The organism is Pseudomaricurvus sp. HS19, assembly GCF_009857815.1.
GTDB lineage: Bacteria > Pseudomonadota > Gammaproteobacteria > Pseudomonadales > Cellvibrionaceae > Pseudomaricurvus.
The window spans coordinates 62136-78856 of the sequence record NZ_WVVW01000012.1 but is presented as its reverse complement, the minus strand read 5'-3'; the positions used below and the strand labels follow the sequence as shown (position 1 = coordinate 78856).

The 16721-nt window shown below is 58.1% G+C and carries 13 protein-coding genes; 5 read left to right on the top strand and 8 right to left on the bottom strand.

Going from position 1 to position 16721, the window contains the following annotated elements; all coding sequences use genetic code 11:
- Window positions 1-7 precede the first annotated feature (7 nt).
- Window positions 8-1288 (top strand): FAD-binding oxidoreductase, encoded by a 1281-nt coding sequence (locus GSF27_RS15645; RefSeq protein ID WP_160970855.1) that lies wholly within the window; start codon window positions 8-10, stop codon window positions 1286-1288.
- Window positions 1289-1372: 84 nt separating this feature from the next.
- Here GSF27_RS15645 and GSF27_RS15640 read toward each other — a convergent pair whose 3' ends face one another.
- Window positions 1373-2740, bottom strand: coding sequence for a glutamine synthetase family protein (locus GSF27_RS15640; protein WP_160970853.1), 1368 nt, complete (start codon window positions 2738-2740; stop codon window positions 1373-1375).
- Between the two features lie 281 nt (window positions 2741-3021).
- Between GSF27_RS15640 and GSF27_RS15635 the strand changes: the two genes are divergently transcribed.
- Window positions 3022-3780, top strand: a complete 759-nt coding sequence (locus GSF27_RS15635; protein ID WP_160970851.1) for a gamma-glutamyl-gamma-aminobutyrate hydrolase family protein — start codon at window positions 3022-3024, stop codon at window positions 3778-3780.
- Between the two features lie 2 nt (window positions 3781-3782).
- Window positions 3783-5144 carry a glutamine synthetase family protein gene (locus GSF27_RS15630; RefSeq protein ID WP_202410491.1) on the top strand — a complete coding sequence of 454 codons (1362 nt, stop codon included), beginning with the start codon at window positions 3783-3785 and terminating at the stop codon, window positions 5142-5144.
- Window positions 5145-5212: 68 nt separating this feature from the next.
- Here GSF27_RS15630 and GSF27_RS15625 read toward each other — a convergent pair whose 3' ends face one another.
- Window positions 5213-5698: an Lrp/AsnC ligand binding domain-containing protein gene (locus GSF27_RS15625; protein ID WP_160970849.1), complete on the bottom strand. Its 486-nt coding sequence runs from the start codon at window positions 5696-5698 to the stop codon at window positions 5213-5215.
- 176 nt (window positions 5699-5874) lie between these two features.
- On the opposite strand from GSF27_RS15625, the gene ald reads away from it, so the two are divergent.
- Entirely contained in the window at window positions 5875-7014 is a 1140-nt protein-coding gene (ald, locus tag GSF27_RS15620) for an alanine dehydrogenase (RefSeq protein WP_160970847.1), read from the top strand.
- A 26-nt stretch (window positions 7015-7040) separates the two neighbouring features.
- A complete protein-coding gene (locus GSF27_RS15615) occupies window positions 7041-8342 on the top strand; it encodes an FAD-binding oxidoreductase (RefSeq protein WP_160970845.1) in 1302 nt (433 codons plus the stop codon).
- Between the two features lie 277 nt (window positions 8343-8619).
- On the opposite strand, the gene GSF27_RS15610 is transcribed toward GSF27_RS15615, so the two are convergent.
- The 6 genes from GSF27_RS15610 to GSF27_RS15585 all read right to left on the bottom strand — a co-directional run bounded on the left by GSF27_RS15610 (window position 8620) and on the right by GSF27_RS15585 (window position 16713).
- Window positions 8620-9717 (bottom strand): extracellular solute-binding protein, encoded by a 1098-nt coding sequence (locus GSF27_RS15610; protein ID WP_370462620.1) that lies wholly within the window; start codon window positions 9715-9717, stop codon window positions 8620-8622.
- A 63-nt stretch (window positions 9718-9780) separates the two neighbouring features.
- A complete protein-coding gene (locus tag GSF27_RS15605) occupies window positions 9781-10626 on the bottom strand; it encodes an ABC transporter permease subunit (RefSeq protein ID WP_370462619.1) in 846 nt (281 codons plus the stop codon).
- The gene (locus tag GSF27_RS15600) at window positions 10619-11533 is read right to left on the bottom strand and encodes an ABC transporter permease subunit (protein ID WP_160970843.1); all 915 of its coding nucleotides are present in this window, start codon (window positions 11531-11533) and stop codon (window positions 10619-10621) included. The genes GSF27_RS15605 and GSF27_RS15600 overlap by 8 nt, the downstream gene beginning before the upstream one ends.
- Window positions 11530-12669: an ABC transporter ATP-binding protein gene (locus tag GSF27_RS15595; protein WP_160970841.1), complete on the bottom strand. Its 1140-nt coding sequence runs from the start codon at window positions 12667-12669 to the stop codon at window positions 11530-11532. Before GSF27_RS15595 ends, GSF27_RS15600 begins: the two co-directional genes overlap by 4 nt.
- A 316-nt stretch (window positions 12670-12985) precedes the next feature.
- Entirely contained in the window at window positions 12986-13465 is a 480-nt protein-coding gene (locus tag GSF27_RS15590) for a GNAT family N-acetyltransferase (RefSeq protein WP_160970839.1), read from the bottom strand.
- A gap of 137 nt (window positions 13466-13602) precedes the next feature.
- On the bottom strand, window positions 13603-16713 hold the full coding sequence (locus GSF27_RS15585; RefSeq protein WP_160970837.1) for an efflux RND transporter permease subunit: 3111 nt from the start codon (window positions 16711-16713) through the stop codon (window positions 13603-13605).
- Window positions 16714-16721: the final 8 nt, after the last annotated feature.

Below are 16721 nucleotides of genomic sequence, written 5' to 3'. Positions count from 1 at the left end.
TAGATTCATGCACACACCCCACACCCCTTCATACTACGCCGATACCCGCAACGACAAACGCGACCGGCCGTCCCTTACTGACAATATCCGCGCTGACGTTTGTATTATTGGCGCCGGCTACACCGGCATCTCCAGCGCCCTGCACCTGGCAGAAGCCGGCTTTAAGGTTGTGGTGCTGGAAGCCGCCCGCATGGGCTTTGGCGCCAGTGGCCGTAACGGTGGCCAGCTGGTCAACAGCTACAGTCGCGACGTCGACGTGATTGAAAAAAATTACGGCGGCGAAACCTCACGCGCCCTCAGCAGCATGATTTTTGAAGGCGGCGACATTATTCGCGAACGCATTGCCACCTACAATATCGACTGCGACTACAAACCCGGCGGTATATTTGCGGCGTTCAACAAGCGTCAGATTCATGAACTGGAAGAGCAGGCTGAACGCTGGCGCAAACTGGGCCACGACGGCCTGACGCTGATGGACAGCAACGAGATCCGCGACCAGATCCAGACCGATGTCTATTGTGGCGGCATGCTGGATATGCGCGGCGGCCATATCCATCCGCTCAACCTGCTGCTGGGTGAGGCTGCGGCCATCGAAAGCCTCGGCGGCACCATCTATGAAGACTCCAAAGTCATCCGTGTCGATCGCACCGACACACCGGTGGTACACACAGAGCAGGGCTCGGTAACCGCCAACTACGTGCTGCTGGCCGGCAACGCCTACATGGGTGGCCTGATCCCCGAGTTGGCCGCCAAGTCCATGCCCTGCGGTACCCAGATCATCACCACCGAACCACTGGGCGAAGACGTTGCCCGCTCGCTGATCCCCAACCAGCACTGCGTGGAAGACTGCAACTACAAACTCGATTACTTCCGTATCACCGGCGACAACCGCCTGCTCTACGGCGGCGGCGTCACCTACGGCGGCGGCGACCCAGCCTCCATCGAAAAGTTTTTGCGCAAGCATGTGGAGACCACCTTCCCACAACTGAAAGGCGTGCGCTTTGACTACACCTGGGGCGGTGACTTCCTGCTCACTATGAGCCGCCTGCCACAGTTCGGCCGCCTCACCAACAGCATCTACTATGCACAGGGCTACAGTGGTCACGGTGTCACCACCACCCACCTGGCCGGCCGCCTGATCGCCGAAGCAATCAAAGGCAGCGCCGAGCGTTTTGACGCCTTTGCCAGCCTGCGCCACTTCCCCTTCCCGGGCGGCCAACTGCTGCGGGTACCCTACACCGCCGTTGGTGCGCTCTACTACGGCCTGCGGGACAAGCTGGGTATCTGATCCGGCTGACGGGCAAACAAAAAGAAAGGGGCCAATTGGCCCCTTTCTTTTTGCGCGTTCTCTTTACGCCTCAAATGTTGCCGGTTATACCACCGGCAACAGCAACTCATACTCCATCGGTGTTACCTGCTGCTCAAACAGGTAGATGTTGTGCCACTTCACCGCCGAGTAGATACGCACCAGGTCCTCGCCAAACCAGTCGAGAATGCGGCTATCCGCTTCCATGGCACGCAGTGAGTCACGCTGGTTATCCGGCACCACCGGTACATCTTCTTCATAGGCGTTGCCGTCCAGCGGCTCCGGTGGCGTCATCTTGTTTACCAGGCCTTCGGTAACGCCGGCCAGCATGGCCGTCACCGCCAGGTAGGGGTTGGCATCGGCGCCGCTCATGCGGTGTTCGATACGGGTAGCACTTTTGCTGCCGGAAGGGATACGCATGGCTACGGTGCGGTTATCCCAGCCCCAGGTTTTGCTGGTGGGCGCAAAGGATTTGGGAGCCAGACGGCGGTAGCTGTTTACCGTGGGGCAGCACAGCGCCTGGGAGGAGTCCGCCATATCCAGCAGGCCGGCCACCGCGTTGCGCATATATGGGTTGGTGGTGGGGTCATCGGCGGCAAAAATGTTGTTGCCTTCGCTGTCCATCAAGCTCAGGTGAATGTGCAGGCCGGAACCGCTTTCGGCAATGTAGGGCTTGGCCATAAAGGAAGCGTGCATGCCGTGCTTGTGGGCTACCGCACTGATCACCCGCTTCAACAGAATCGCCTGATCGGCGGCAGCCAGGATATCGTTGCCGTAATCCAGGTTGACCTCGAACTGGCCGGGAGCGTACTCGGCAATCACTGCGTCAGCAGGGATATCCTGCTCCCGCGCCATGGCCAGTACATCGCGAATAAAGAAGTCGTAATCATCCAGGTCCTGCATGGAGTAGACCTGGGTGGAACTCATACGCTTGCCGGTGACCGGGGAGACCGGCGGCTGGATATTACCCTGCACATCCAGCTCCTGGTCAATCAGGTAAAACTCCAGCTCCAGCGCGATGCCGGGGGTGTAGCCCAGCTCACCGAACTTCTCCACCGCCCGCTGCAACACATTGCGCGGGTAGAAGGACAACAGGCTGCCGTCGTCTTCATACATAATACAAAGTGCCTGGGCACGGTCACCGTCCTCATGCCAGGGCACCAGCTTGAGCGTTCCCGGAATGGGGCGGCAGCGACGATCCGAATCGCCGGTGGTCATTCCCAGATCGGTCTGCTCCACTGTGGTGCCGGTTGAGTCCAGCCCCAGCACAGATTGGGGCAGGTGGAAGCCCTTGTTGTAGACATCGTGCAGCAGACTGCGCTCGATGCGCTTGCCACGAATGATTCCATCCAGGTCGGTAACCAGCAATTCAATGGTGGTTACATTGGGATGGTGCTTGAGGAATTCATCAACTTCTCTACTGCGTTCTGACATGATTTATCTCGGGCTCGGGGGCACTGATATTGCTTTCATTTAGTGAAGCCGAAATTTGCTTCATCGCAACCCTTCTGTGCGCTCGGGAGACCAATGCGCAGACGGGAACCGGAAACACCAAATGAATGATATTTCGAACATCATATAAAATATATTTGACATCGGTCAATAAGCTAGTAGGCTTGACCCAAGCTGTTTAGCAGGGAATGCCAAGCCATTCTCACCGCTTACAGCAGGCAGTTTTCATGCCGATGTTCAAAATACAACACAACAGGATTTATATGTCCGCACCCGCGCTTAAACCTCTGGTTGGTGTGATCTGCGATATCCGCCGTTACGACCTGCACGAGTACCACACCGCCGGCGACAAGTACCTGCTGGCCCTGACCCAGGCCGCCGATGTGGTCCCGGTCCTGATCCCGGCCATGGCCGACGAACTTGAAATCGAACAGTGGCTGAGCCGCGTCGACGGCGTCTTCCTCACCGGCGCTTACTCCATGGCCGACCCCGCCCTCTACGGCGAGGAGAAGATTGATCGCCCCTACGAATACGACGCCCGCCGCGACGCCCAGGCGGCGGCACTGATTCACGCCCTGCGCGCCGCCGACAAACCTCTGCTGGGGGTCTGCCGGGGTATGCAGGATATGAACGTCGCCCTTGGCGGCTCCCTCTATCAGGCGGTACACGATGAGGCCGACCTCAGCGACCACCGCGAGGATAAAGAGGGCGATATAGAAATTCAGTACGGACCAGTGCACGATGTAACCCTGGTACCCGGCGGCTTGCTGCATCACATCGTTGACCGTGAAAGCATCCGCGTAAACTCACTGCACTCGCAGGGTATCCGCCGCCTGGCCGATGACCTGCAACCGGAAGCCATAGCCGAAGACAGCCTGATCGAAGCGATCAGCGTCAAGGGCATGACTTTTGGTCTCGGTGTGCAGTGGCACCCTGAATGGCGCGTCAACGAAAACCCTACCCAAAAACTGATATTTGAGGCTTTTGGCCAGGCGTGCAGAGCGTCTGCAACCAAAGTGTAATTATGGAAAACCTGGATAACCTCGCGAAGTGGTTAAAAGAGAACAACATTACGGAAGTGGAGTGTATTACTCCTGACCAGACCGGTATTGCCCGCGGCAAGATCATGCCGACGGAGAAGTTTATCGCCGAGGGCGGCATTCGCCTGCCCGAAAGTGTGATGCTGCAAACCGCCACTGGTGACTACCCCGACGAAGAGCTCTACTACAGCCTTCTCGACCCGGCCGACATCGACATGCTGCTGCGGCCCGATGACTGCGCCAAGTTCCTGGTGCCCTGGGCACTGGAACCCTCCGCACAGATCATTCACGACTGCTACGACAGCATGGGCAACCCCATCACCCTGTCCCCGCGCGCCACCCTCAAGCGTGTGCTGGCACTCTACGAAGAGAAAGGCCTGCAGCCCATTGTGGCACCCGAGGTGGAGTTCTACCTGACCAAGCGCTGCATCGATCCCGACCTGCCGCTGGAACCGCCGATGGGCCGCTCCGGACGCCAGGAGAGCGGCCGCCAGTCCTTCAGCATCGACGCCGCCAACGAGTTCGACCACATCATGGAAGACGTCTATGACTGGTGTGAGCTGATGCAGCTGGACATTGACACCCTGATCCACGAGGAAGGCCCGGCACAGATGGAGTTCAACTTCCGTCACGGTGAAGCGCTGAAGCTGGCTGACCAGGTGTTTGTATTCAAGCGCGCCGTGCGCGAGGCAGCCCTGAAGCACAACATCGACGCCACCTTTATGGCCAAGCCCATTGCGGACGAGCCCGGCAGCGCCATGCACATTCACCAGTCATTGCTGGATGTGAAGACCGGTCGCAATATCTTCTCCAACGAAGACGGCTCACCCTCGAAGCAGTTCTTCAGCTACCTGGCCGGCCTGCAAACCTACATCCCGCAGATCATGCCGATCTTCGCACCCAACGTGAACAGCTATCGACGCTATCTGCCCGGGGCCACTGGCAACGCACCGGTGAATATTGAATGGGGAGAGGAGAACCGCACCGTAGGCCTGCGCGTGCCGCAATCCAACTCCAAGAACCGCCGCATTGAGAACCGCCTTCCCGGTGCCGACACCAACCCCTACCTGGTAATGGCCGGCAACCTGATCTGCGGCTATTTGGGTATGACCCAGAAATTGACACCGCGTAAACCGGTGACCGGTCGCCTGGGTGCAGTCAGCGACCCCGATATTCCGTTCAACCTGGAAGCGGCACTGGAGGCCATGGCCAACTGTGACGAGATCCGCGACGTGCTGGGCAGCAGCTTTGTCGACGGCTTTATCGGAACCCGCTGGGCCGAGTACGAAGGCTTCAAGCGTGTAATCAGCTCCTGGGAGCGTGAGTTCCTGCTCTCTACTGTATAAGCACCATCCCGCAGGCGCCGGGTTACCGGCGCCCTGCACTCCCCTCCCCGTTATCCTGCAACAACCACTCAGAACGACAACAGCGTCGACTCCTTGACCTCTTCCATCACCACAAAACTGGTGGACTCCTGCACGTGGGGCAGGGACAACAGCGTCTCCCCCAGAAAGCGCCGGTACTCATGCATGTCCGCCACCCGCGCCTTGATCAGGTAGTCAAAGCTGCCTGAAATAAGGAAGCACTCCTGCACCTCCTGCAGGGCGGCCGCCGCTGTCGCAAACTCGGCAAAAATATCCTGCGACATACGCACCAGGCGGATCTGCACAAACACCACCAGTCCGGAACCCAGCTTGTCCGGATCCAGCACAGTGGTATACCCCTTTATATAGCCATCACTTTCCAGCCGCCTTACCCGCTCAATACAAGGGCTGGTGGTCAGTCCCACCCGGCGTGCGAGCTCTGCGTAACTGATACGGGCGTTACTTTGCAGCTCCTTGAGAATACGCCGATCTATACGGGTCAAAGCCCGCTCGGCACCCTCTTTTTTTGTAACCATAAAATCTACCGAAAAATATCGTTAAATATTAATAATCAACTGTATATAACAAATTATAAAAAAGATTTACCGGAAAACAGGCGTATTTCCATAACATTTGCCGAGCATATTTTAACTCCAGTGTTCTAGTATTAACACACTAACGTTTTATAAAATGAACACTTGAGGTGATAACCATGTTGATTGGCGTTCCAAAGGAAATCAAAGTACACGAATACCGCGTAGGCCTGACCCCGGCCGGCGTCCGCGAGCTGGTGGCCAATGGCCATACAGTTATGGTGGAGACCGACTGTGGCGCAGCCATCGGCCTGGATAACGACGCTTACGTCGCTGCCGGTGCCGAGATTGTAGCCACCGCGGAAGAGATCTTTGCCCGCGCCGAAATGATCGTGAAGGTCAAGGAGCCACAGCCCCACGAGTGCCGCCAGATGCGCGCCGGCCAGCTGCTCTTTACCTACCTGCACCTGGCGGCAGATCCGGAGCAGGCAGAACTGCTGCTGCAATCCGGCGTTACCGCAGTGGCCTACGAGACGGTCACCGACCGCATCGGCGCCCTGCCCCTGCTGGCCCCCATGAGCGAAGTGGCCGGACGCCTGTCGATTCAGGCCGGTGCCCACTGCCTGGAGAAAACCCAGGGCGGTAACGGCCTGCTGCTCGGCGGTGTACCCGGCGTAGAGCCAGCCAATGTGGTAGTTATCGGTGGCGGCGTAGTGGGACTCAATGCGGCCCGCATGGCTGCCGGCCTGGGTGCTGACGTTACCCTGCTGGATCGCAGCCTGCCGCGCCTGAAAGACATCGATGAAACCCAGGGTGGTCGCATCAAAACCCTCTACAGCACCATTGATGCCGTGGAGCGCTGTCTGGCCACGGCCGACCTGGTGATTGGTGCCGTGCTGATCCCCGGTGCCGCAGCACCCAAGCTGGTAACCCGCGATATGTTGTCGCTGATGAAACCCGGCAGCGTGCTGGTGGACGTGGCCATTGACCAGGGCGGCTGCTTTGAAACCTCCCGCGCCACTACACACGCGGAACCCACCTATGAAGTGGACGGCATTATCCACTACTGCGTTGCCAATATGCCCGGCGCCGTAGCCCGCACCTCCACCTTTGCCCTCACCAACGCCACCATGCCTTACGTGGTGCAGCTGGCCAATGGCGGCATTGATGCACTGCTGGCCAACGACGGCTTCCTGGCCGGCCTCAACCTGCACCGCGGTCAGCTGACCAATGCCGCAGTCTGTGAAGCCCTCGGCTATCGTTTTGTGGAACCGCGGGCCGCGTTGACCGAAAATTCACACATCACCAGCGCCGCCTGATATCACCACCGCCTGAAGGAGACACCATGCCACAACCCCGCCCGGAACCACGCGTTAAGGCGTATTACACAGACAGCATCAACCAGGAGAGCAGCTATCCGGAATTGATTGGCGACCACAGTGTGGATATCGCCATCGTCGGCGGCGGCTTTACCGGTATCAATACCGCCCTGGAGCTGGCTGAACGCGGGTATCGGGTTGGCGTGGTGGAAGCCAGCAAGATTGCCTGGGGCGCCTCTGGCCGCAATGGCGGCCAGGTCACCGGCAGTCTCTCCGGCGATGAAGCCATGCGCCGCCAGATGCGTCACAGCCTCGGCAACGAGGTTGACGACTTTATCTGGCAACTGCGCTGGCGCGGCCATGACATCATTCGCCAGCGGGTGGAAAAGTACGGCATCCAGTGTGACCTGAAACAGGGTCACCTGCACGCCGCCTACAAACCAGGCCACATGCGCGAACTGGAAGCCAGTTTCGCCGAAGCCGAACGTCGTGGCATGGGCGACCAGGTCACCCTGCTCAGTCGCGCTGACATTCCCGACTATCTCGAAACCGATATCTATCACGGTGCGCTCTACAACCGTAAGAACATGCACCTGCACCCCTTGAACCTGTGTCTGGGTGAGGCCGCCGCCGCGGCGTCCCTGGGTGTGCAGATCTTCGAACAGAGTCCGGTACTGCGTATCCGTCACGGTGCCAAACCTGTTATACAAACTGCCAAGGGACAGCTGACAGCCAACACCGTCATGCTGGCGGGCAACGCCTACCACCGGCTGGAGCGTGCCAAGATGAGCGGCAAGATTTTCCCCGCCGCCGGCGGCATTGTCGCCACCGCGCCACTGCCCGACGACGTGGCGGAGGCCATCAACCCCAAAGACCTCGCCGTCTACGACTGTCGTTTTGTGCTCGATTACTATCGCCTGACCGCCGACAAGCGCCTGCTGTTTGGTGGCGGCGCCAACTACAGCGGCAAACCCTCACGGGATATTGCCGCCGAGCTGCGCCCTGCCATTGAGCGTACCTTCCCGCGCCTGCGCGGCGTGGCTATCGACTACCAGTGGAGCGGCATGATGGGCATTGTCATGAACCGCATCCCGCAACTGGGGCGCATCAGCGATAACGTCTACTACGCCCAGGGCTACTCCGGTCACGGCATTGCCACCACTCACATCGTCAGTGAAATTATGGCCAACGCCATTGACGGGCAGCTGCGTGAGTTTGATGTCTTTGCCGCCTGCAAACACGTGCGCATCCCCGGCAGCGAATGGGTGGGCAACCAACTGCTGGTGCTGGGTATGTGGTACTACCAGATGCTGGAAAAACTGCGCTAAGCAGAGTCCACAACAAAGCAGAAGCCCGCCCTACCGGCGGGCTTTTTTGAAACGCCGCTGCGGACACCGAACCCGCGGTAAAGGGATCGCGCACGGGACAAGGTGAATTGCAGCTCTGCTGCAAGAGGGGGTGGTCTGGGCCAGTGCGCTCCTACCTCGGGGCAACCATGGAGCCAACCTTAAAACCCATCCTGACGACCAAATATCAGGCATAAAAAAACGCCTCCCTGGGGAGGCGTTTCTTCGCGGCAACCTGGGTTGCCACAATTTACCCTAATTACTTACCAGCTTTCAGCGCGGTCCACATACGGGTACCGGCACGGTCAAACTTGGGCTCGTAGACAGGGAAGGTAAACAGCTTGGCTTCCACTTCCGGAGTCGGGTAGATCGCCGGGTCAGAGGTAATCTCTTCGTCGATCATTGGCTTGGACGCAGGCACGGCATTCGGGTACCACACGTAGTTGGACACACCAGCCATAACCTTCGGATCCATCAGGTAGTTCAGGAACTTGTGGGCCTCGTCCACGCTACCCGCATCCTTTGGAATCGCCAGCATGTCAAACCACAGGCCAGCGCCCTCTTTCGGGATGATGTAAGCCACTTCTACACCGTTATCAGCTTCGGCTGCACGATCCACCGCCTGCAGGATGTCGCCGGACCAGCCGATGGACACACACACGTCACCGTTGGCCAGGTCATTGATGTACTGGGAAGAGTGGAAGTAACGCACGTAGGGACGAATCGCATCCAGTACCGGCGCCACTTTTTTCTTCAGTACCTTCTGGTCCTGGGACTTGGGATCTTCACCGATGTAGTTCAGTACGGTCGGAACCACTTCGTCGTAGGCGTCCAGCACAGTGATGCCACAGTCTGCCAGCTTGGCAGCCAGCTCAGGCTTGAAGACGATGTCCCAGGTATCCACCGGGAAGTCCTCACCCAGGCGCTCTTTTACTTTGGCAACGTTGATACCGATACCGGTAGTACCCCACAGGTAAGGCACCGCATAGGCGTTGCCCGGATCCAGCTCAGCCAGTTTGGCCATCATCGCCGGATCGAGGTTTTTGTGGTTGGGGAGTTTGCTCATGTCCAGCTTCTGGAACACGCCGGCCTTGATCTGACGGGCGAGGAAGGTGGATGAAGGAACCACCACATCGTAGCCGGTCTTGCCGGACAGCAGCTTGGCTTCCAGCACATCGTTACTGTCGAACACATCGTAGGTCACCTTGACGCCAGTCTCTTTTTCAAAAGTTGGCAGGGTGTCCTCGGCAATGTAGTCAGACCAGTTGTAGACATTCAGAGTCTTGTCAGCAGCCAGGGTCATGGTAGACGCCAGTGAGACAGACGCGGCAAGTGCCAGTTTGGTTAAGGTTTTCACGGATTACTCCTCGTAGTGTCGTCGGGCAAAAAAGTTGTTCTGCTGTACTTGTTGGTTTTAGTTCTATGAAGCGTAGGCAGCACGCATCTCTTTCTGGCGCTGCAACTCCTTACGTCGCATCAGCCACCACCCCAGCAGCGAGACCGCCGCCACGGACAGCACCAGTATAGTTGCCAGTGCGTTGATCTTGGGGCTTACGCCAAGGCGCACGCTGGAGAAGACCACCATTGGCAAGGTCGTGGAACCCGGTCCGGAAACGAAGCTGGCAATCACCAGGTCGTCCAGCGACAGGGTAAACGCCAGCAGCCAGCCGGAAAACAGCGCCGGGGCCACAATGGGCAGGGTTACTTTAAAGAATACCGCCAGCCTGTTGGCGCCAAGGTCCATGGCCGCCTCTTCCAGCGATTTGTCCAGTTCCCGCAAGCGCGCCGACACAACCACCGCCACATACGCCATGTTGAACGTGGTGTGGGCAATCCAGATGGTGAGCATGCCGCGCTCGGCGGGCCAGCCGATCATTTGCGCCAGGGTGACAAACAACAGCAGCAGTGACAGACCGGTAATGACCTCGGGCATAACCAGTGGCGCCGTCATCATGGCAGTAAACACGGTTTTGCCACGGAAGCGACCGAAGCGCACCAGCGCCACTGACGCCATGGTGCCCAGTGCCACAGCCATGGTGGCACTGAGGAAGGCGATCTTCAGGCTCATCCACACAGCGCCCATCATCTGGTCGTCCCGGAACAGCTCTCCATACCACTTGGTGGAGAAACCGGCCCATACGGTCACCAGTCGCGACTCGTTGAACGAGTAGAACATGAGCACGAAGATCGGCAGGTAAAGGAACAGGAAACCCAGTCCCAGGATCAGCCATGAAGGCCAGCCAGCTTTGGTTTGGGTATTAGCCACGCTCAGCCTCCTCTGCTTCTTTCGCCTGGTAGCGCTGGAAGATGGTGATCGGGATGATCAACAGTACCAGCATCACCACCGCGACCGCGGAAGCTCCCGGCCAGTTGCGGGCATTGAAGAATTCGTTCCACAGCATCTTGCCTATCATCAGGGTATCGGGACCGCCCAGCAGTTCCGGAATCACAAACTCACCCACCGCCGGGATAAACACCAGCATGGCGCCGGCAATAATGCCGCCCATTGACAGAGGCAGGGTAATTTTGAAAAAGCTCTCCACCGGGGAAGCGCCAAGATCCGCCGCAGCCTCCAGCAGACGTCCGTCGTGTTTCACCAGGTTGGTATAGATAGGCAGCACCATAAAGGGCAGGTAGGCGTAAACAATACCTATGTACACTGCGAACGGGGTGTGCAGCATGATCAACGGCTCATCAATAATTCCCAGCCACATGAGGAAGTTATTGATAAGGCCATTGTTCTTCAGCAAACCGATCCACGCATAGATACGGATCAGGAATGAGGTCCAGGACGGCAGTATCACCAGCATCAGCGCCAGGTTGCGGGAGTGCTCCGGCAAGCGGGCAATGGCATAGGCAATAGGGTAGCCAATCAGAAACGCGATAAAGGTGGCCGCTGCGGCAATTTTTACCGAGCTGATATAGCCGGTGAGATAGAGATCGTACTCGTAGAGGTCGATGTAGTTGAAGAGGTTGAGACTCAGCGTCAGAACGTCGTCGGTGAACTCCACCAGATCAGTGAATGGCGGCAGAGCAATCTGCGCTTCCGCGAAGCTGATCTTGAGCACGATGATAAACGGCACCAGGAAGAACAGCAGTAACCACACATAGGGTACCGCCATCACCAGCCGCTTGCCTGCGCCCATCAGCAGTGACAGATTGAGGCCCTTCATGACGTCAGCACCACCCCGCTGCGCTCGCCCCAGCTGATGTAAACCTCGTCGTTCCAGGTGATGCGATCTTCGTCATCACCCACCACCTTGCGGTCGCTGTTGGCCACCGAAGCCTGAAACTTCTTACCACTGGGCAGCTCGATGTGCAGGATAGAGTGGCTGCCAAGGTATGCGATATCCATTACCTTGCCCCGCGCCACATTGTGGGGCTGATCCGGCTCATGGCGGGAGACCATCACTTTTTCCGGGCGAATGGCATAGCCAATATCCATACCCAGGGAACCGGAGATGCCGTGGGCCATACGCAGCGGCTTGTCGCAATCCGGCGTGGTGATCTCCACGTGGTCGGCTTCATCCACCGTCAGCTTGCCATCAAAAATATTTACGGAACCGATAAATTCAGCGGTCATACGGCAGTTGGGTTGCTCATACACTTCGTAGGGAGCACCCACCTGGCGGATAACACCGGCATCCATGATGCCCACCCGCGAGGCCATGGTCATCGCCTCTTCCTGGTCGTGGGTTACCATCACACAGGTAACACCCACCGCTTCGATAATATCGACAATCTCCAGCTGCATCTGTGTACGCAGCTTTTTGTCCAGCGCCCCCATAGGCTCGTCCAGCAGCAACAGCTTCGGCTCCTTGGCCAGGCTGCGAGCCAGTGCCACCCGCTGCTGCTGACCACCGGACAACTGATGCGGCTTGCGCTTGGCATAGGCGCTCATTTGCACCAGGCTCAGCGCTTCTTCAATTTTGGCTTGCATGGCTGGCTTGGACAGCTTGTTGTACTTGAGGCCAAAGGCGATGTTCTGCTCTACCGTCATGTGCGGGAACAGTGCGTAAGACTGGAACATCATGTTGATGGGGCGCTCGTAGGCGGGCACACCATTGAGGGAGACACCATCCAGCAGGATTTCACCACTGGTGGGTGACTCGAATCCGGCCAGCATCCGCAGCAAGGTAGACTTACCGCAGCCTGAGGCGCCGAGCAGAGCAAAGATTTCACCCTGGTAGATGTCCAATGAGACATCGTTAACTGCTTTGAATCCGTCGAACTCTTTGCTGACCTGACGGATCTCTAATTTGACACGTTTATTTTTTTCCGGCTTCTGGCCGGACTGTTCCTGTGGCATTGGGTGAGTCTCTCCTGCCGCACGGTTGGTGGTAATTCGGCTCTGTCCACAAGGTCGCTTGAGCGGGTGCAGACAGAGAGTTCTTACCTAGCAAGATAGCGGCCAAAACTTTCGCTATTTAGAACACTGTGTTCGTTTTATTGTACAGCGCCATTAAATACTGACTTTTGAGGATGAATCAACCCCAAATTGGCATCAGAGGATTAAGATGCCAAACGGGTCGAATCTACCGCGCACCATCAGAAGACGGAAAAGCGCACCAAAATAAAACATTGGGGCTTTTTATGCGCCAGAACAGCGCAAAAAGAGAGGGTTCCTAGAGTCGTAAACTCATAAACACCGCCCCCTCACCATAGCTGGCAGGGAGGCTGCGCTCATCGGCAACAAAGCCGAAACGGCTCCAGAATGGGGCAGAATTTTGTACCGCCACCAGGGTAAAGCTGCGGAAATTGGCCGCACGAGCCTGGGCCAGGATGTCGTCCAGCAGCAGGCGGGCATAGCCGAGGCCTCGACAGGAGGGTTGCAAAGCGAGATCGTGCAGGAAGATATTGTCGCTGTCGCAGTGCTGGTGACTGGTGGCGTGCAGGCTCGGGGCGGAGTCCGCGCTCCAGGCGTGGGCCAGGCAGTAGGCGCGAATCCCCTCCCCATCTTCCAGCACCGAGCAGAGGTTGGGGCGCATCTGTCCCTTGGCGCGCAGCGCCTCTTCAGACTCAAGCAGTTCGGGGGCATAGGCCTGCGCCTGGATAGCCACAATGGCCGGCCAGTCGGCGTCCTGAACTGCTCTTACCTGCGCCATGACAATCTCCTCAGGCTGCTGTGTTTGCACTGCTGCGCACTCTACTGCAACACGCTGAAAAAACAACTGCTGAAGAGCCCGGACCTTAAAACAAAACCGGCCTGCAGTGCAGGCCGGTGGGAAAGCGGGACAGGGGCTCAGCCTTCAGGTTGTTCTGTCGGCGCCACCGCTGGCGACGCCGAATAATCCCTGCCGATCATCAGATAGACCGCCGGTAGCACATAGAGCGTAAAGGCCGTGCCAATGGTCATCCCGGCGGCAATCACCACACCCATGGAGAAGCGCGCCACAGCACCAGGCCCGGTGGCAATCAGCATGGGCACCATGGCCAGCACCAGAGCTGCCGTGGTCATCAAGACCGGGCGCAAACGAATGGCGGCGGCCTGTTCGATGGCTTCACGCTTGGAGACGCCCTCCTGCTGCAGCTTGTTGGCAAACTCCACAATCAGGATACCGTGCTTGGAGATCACCCCGATCAGCGTAAGCAGTCCGATCTGTGTGTAGATGTTGAGTGTCGCCCCCGGCACCCGGAAAAAGCCCAACATGTTCAGTACAAACAAGGCGCCACAAATGGACATAGGTACGGTCACCAGCATGATGAGCGGGTCCCGAAAAGACTCGAACTGCGCCGCCAGCACCAGATAAATAATGATCAAGGCAAAGAAGAAGGTCACCACCAGTGCCGAACCTTCACTCTTGAACTGGCGTGACTGACCGGCGTAATCCACCGTGTAGCCTCGCGGCAGGATTTCTGCCGCCGCGTTTTCCAGCTCCGCCAATGCATCACCGTAGGCAACTCCCGGACGGGGTACCGCACCGATGTTCACCGCATTGAGCTGCTGGAAGCGGCTCAGTACCTGTGGCTGCACGGAATCCCTCAATGCGACAATGGTGGAGAGCGGCACCAGGTCACCACTTTGTGTGCGGGTGTAGTAACTCTCCAGCTGCTCCGCCGTAAGGCGCTCTGCTCGCTCTACCTGGGGTATCACCTTGTAGGAACGGTTTTCCAGCGAGAAGCGGTTAACGTACCCCCCCGACAACATGGACGACAGGTCCCCCGACAACTGCGCCATATCGATACCCAGCTGCGACGCCTTGTCACGATCGATAAGAATATCGGTGCGGGGCTTGTTGATCTTTACGTCGGTGTTGAGAAAGATAAATTTGCGACTGTCACGCGCTTTCTCCAGCACCTGATCCGCAAGCTCCTTCACTGTCTCCGGCGCCGCGGTGCTCAGCACCACAAACTCGATGGGCATACCAGTGCCGCCAGTGGGCAACGCCGGCGGGATCATGGCCGCCACCTGCAAACCGGCAACCCTGGAGAACTCCGGTGTAATGTGGTTATTCAGCACATCGATGAGAGACTCGTCGCGCTCGCTCCACGGCGCCATAATCATGCCGCCAAAAGCACCGTTGGTAGCGCCCGGGGCGGTCAGGCTGACACCGTTGAACTGGAAGTTACCAGCGATGGCATCGCTGCCCTGATCGATTTCCCAAGCCTTGTCGGAGAAACGCTCCACGTACTCCAGCGATACCCCGGGATCACTCTCGCCCATATAGAAGGCCAGGCCCGTATCTTCCTGGGGGGCCAGCTCATTGGGCGCCATCTGGAAAAAGAAATAGCAGGATGTCAGCACGATCAGGCCAAACAGGATAATACCCGGCACCTGCGTGAGGGTAGAGTGCAGATCCCGTTGATAGGCGTGCTGCAGCCGCTCAAAGCGATTGTCCAGCCACGCTTCCAGGCCACCCTTTTCGCCTCCCTTATGGGGCTTGAGCAGCTTGGCACACATCATGGGCGACAGCGTCAACGCCACAACGCCAGAGATAAGCACCGCGCCGGCAAGAGTGAAGGCGAACTCTACAAACAGAACACCGGTGATTCCGCTGAGGAAGCCGATAGGCAGGTACACCGCCACCAGGGTGGTGGTCATGGCGACCACCGGCCACGCCAGTTCGCGGGCGCCGCGCAAGGCGGCCGCCTGTGGCGTCATCCCCTCTTCGATATGCCGGTGAATGTTCTCCAGCACGATAATCGCGTCGTCCACCACGATACCGATGGCCAGCACCATCGCCAACAGCGTCAACAAATTGAGGGAGAAGCCAAGCAGCAACATCAGGAACATCGCTCCCACCAGTGACAGCGGCACGGCTACCGCCGGCACAATCACCGAGCGCATGGAACCGAGAAAGGCAAAGATCACCACGATCACAATCAGGACGGCCTCCACAATGGTGGACTGCACTTCGTCCAGGGCATCGCGGATATAGGTGGAGCTGTCATAGCTGAAATCCGCCTCCAGCCCTTCCGGCAACTGCGGCACAATCTCCTCATCCCACACCTTGCGCAAATCAGCCAGCACTTCGATGGTGTTGGCATCCGGAGTGGTAAAAACAGCAATAAACGTCGCCTGCTTGCCATTAAAGCGCGCCGAGCCAGCGTAACTCTCGGCGCCCAGCTGCACATCCGCAACATCTTCCAGGCGAATGATAGAGCCATTCTCCGCACGCACGATCATGCGCCGGAACTGATTGATATCCCGCAGGTCAGTATCCGCCTTCAGATCGATGGCCAGCATGGAGCCTTTGGTAGACCCCACCGCCGACAGCACATTGTTGGAACGCAGCGCCTCGTTGATATCCGACGCGGTCAGGTTGAACGCGCGCATACGCTCCGGCTTCAGCCACGCGCGCACCGCGAAAGTCCGCGCGCCCATAATTTCGGCGCGCTGGATACCCGGTACCGTCGAGATCCGCGGCTCTACTTCACGCACCAGATAATCGGTTATCTGGTTGATCTCCATGGAGTCGCTGAAAAACGCCAGGTAGCCATGGGCAGCCGGGTCGCCGATACGCAGCTCAATCACCGAGTTCTCGGCCGACGGAGGCATGGTACTTTTCAGTTTGTTGACCTTGGCAATCACCTTGGTCAGCACCACATCCGGATTGGCATCCAGCCGCACAACAGCACTGACTGTGGAAACGCCGGCCACACTGGAGGATTTGATGTAGTTGATACCATCCACGGTGGCCACCTCACGCTCGATAGGCGTGGTGATAAAGCCCTGCACCAGATCGGCATCGGCACCCACATAGGCCGTGGAGATATTGACGTTGGCATTCTGCAGCTCCGGGTATTCCCGCACGGTCAGCTCACTTCCCGCACGCAATCCCAGCAACAGGATAACCAGGCTGACAACTGTCGCCAGTACCGGTTTGTTGACAAAGATATCGGTAAATTTCACAACCGGCT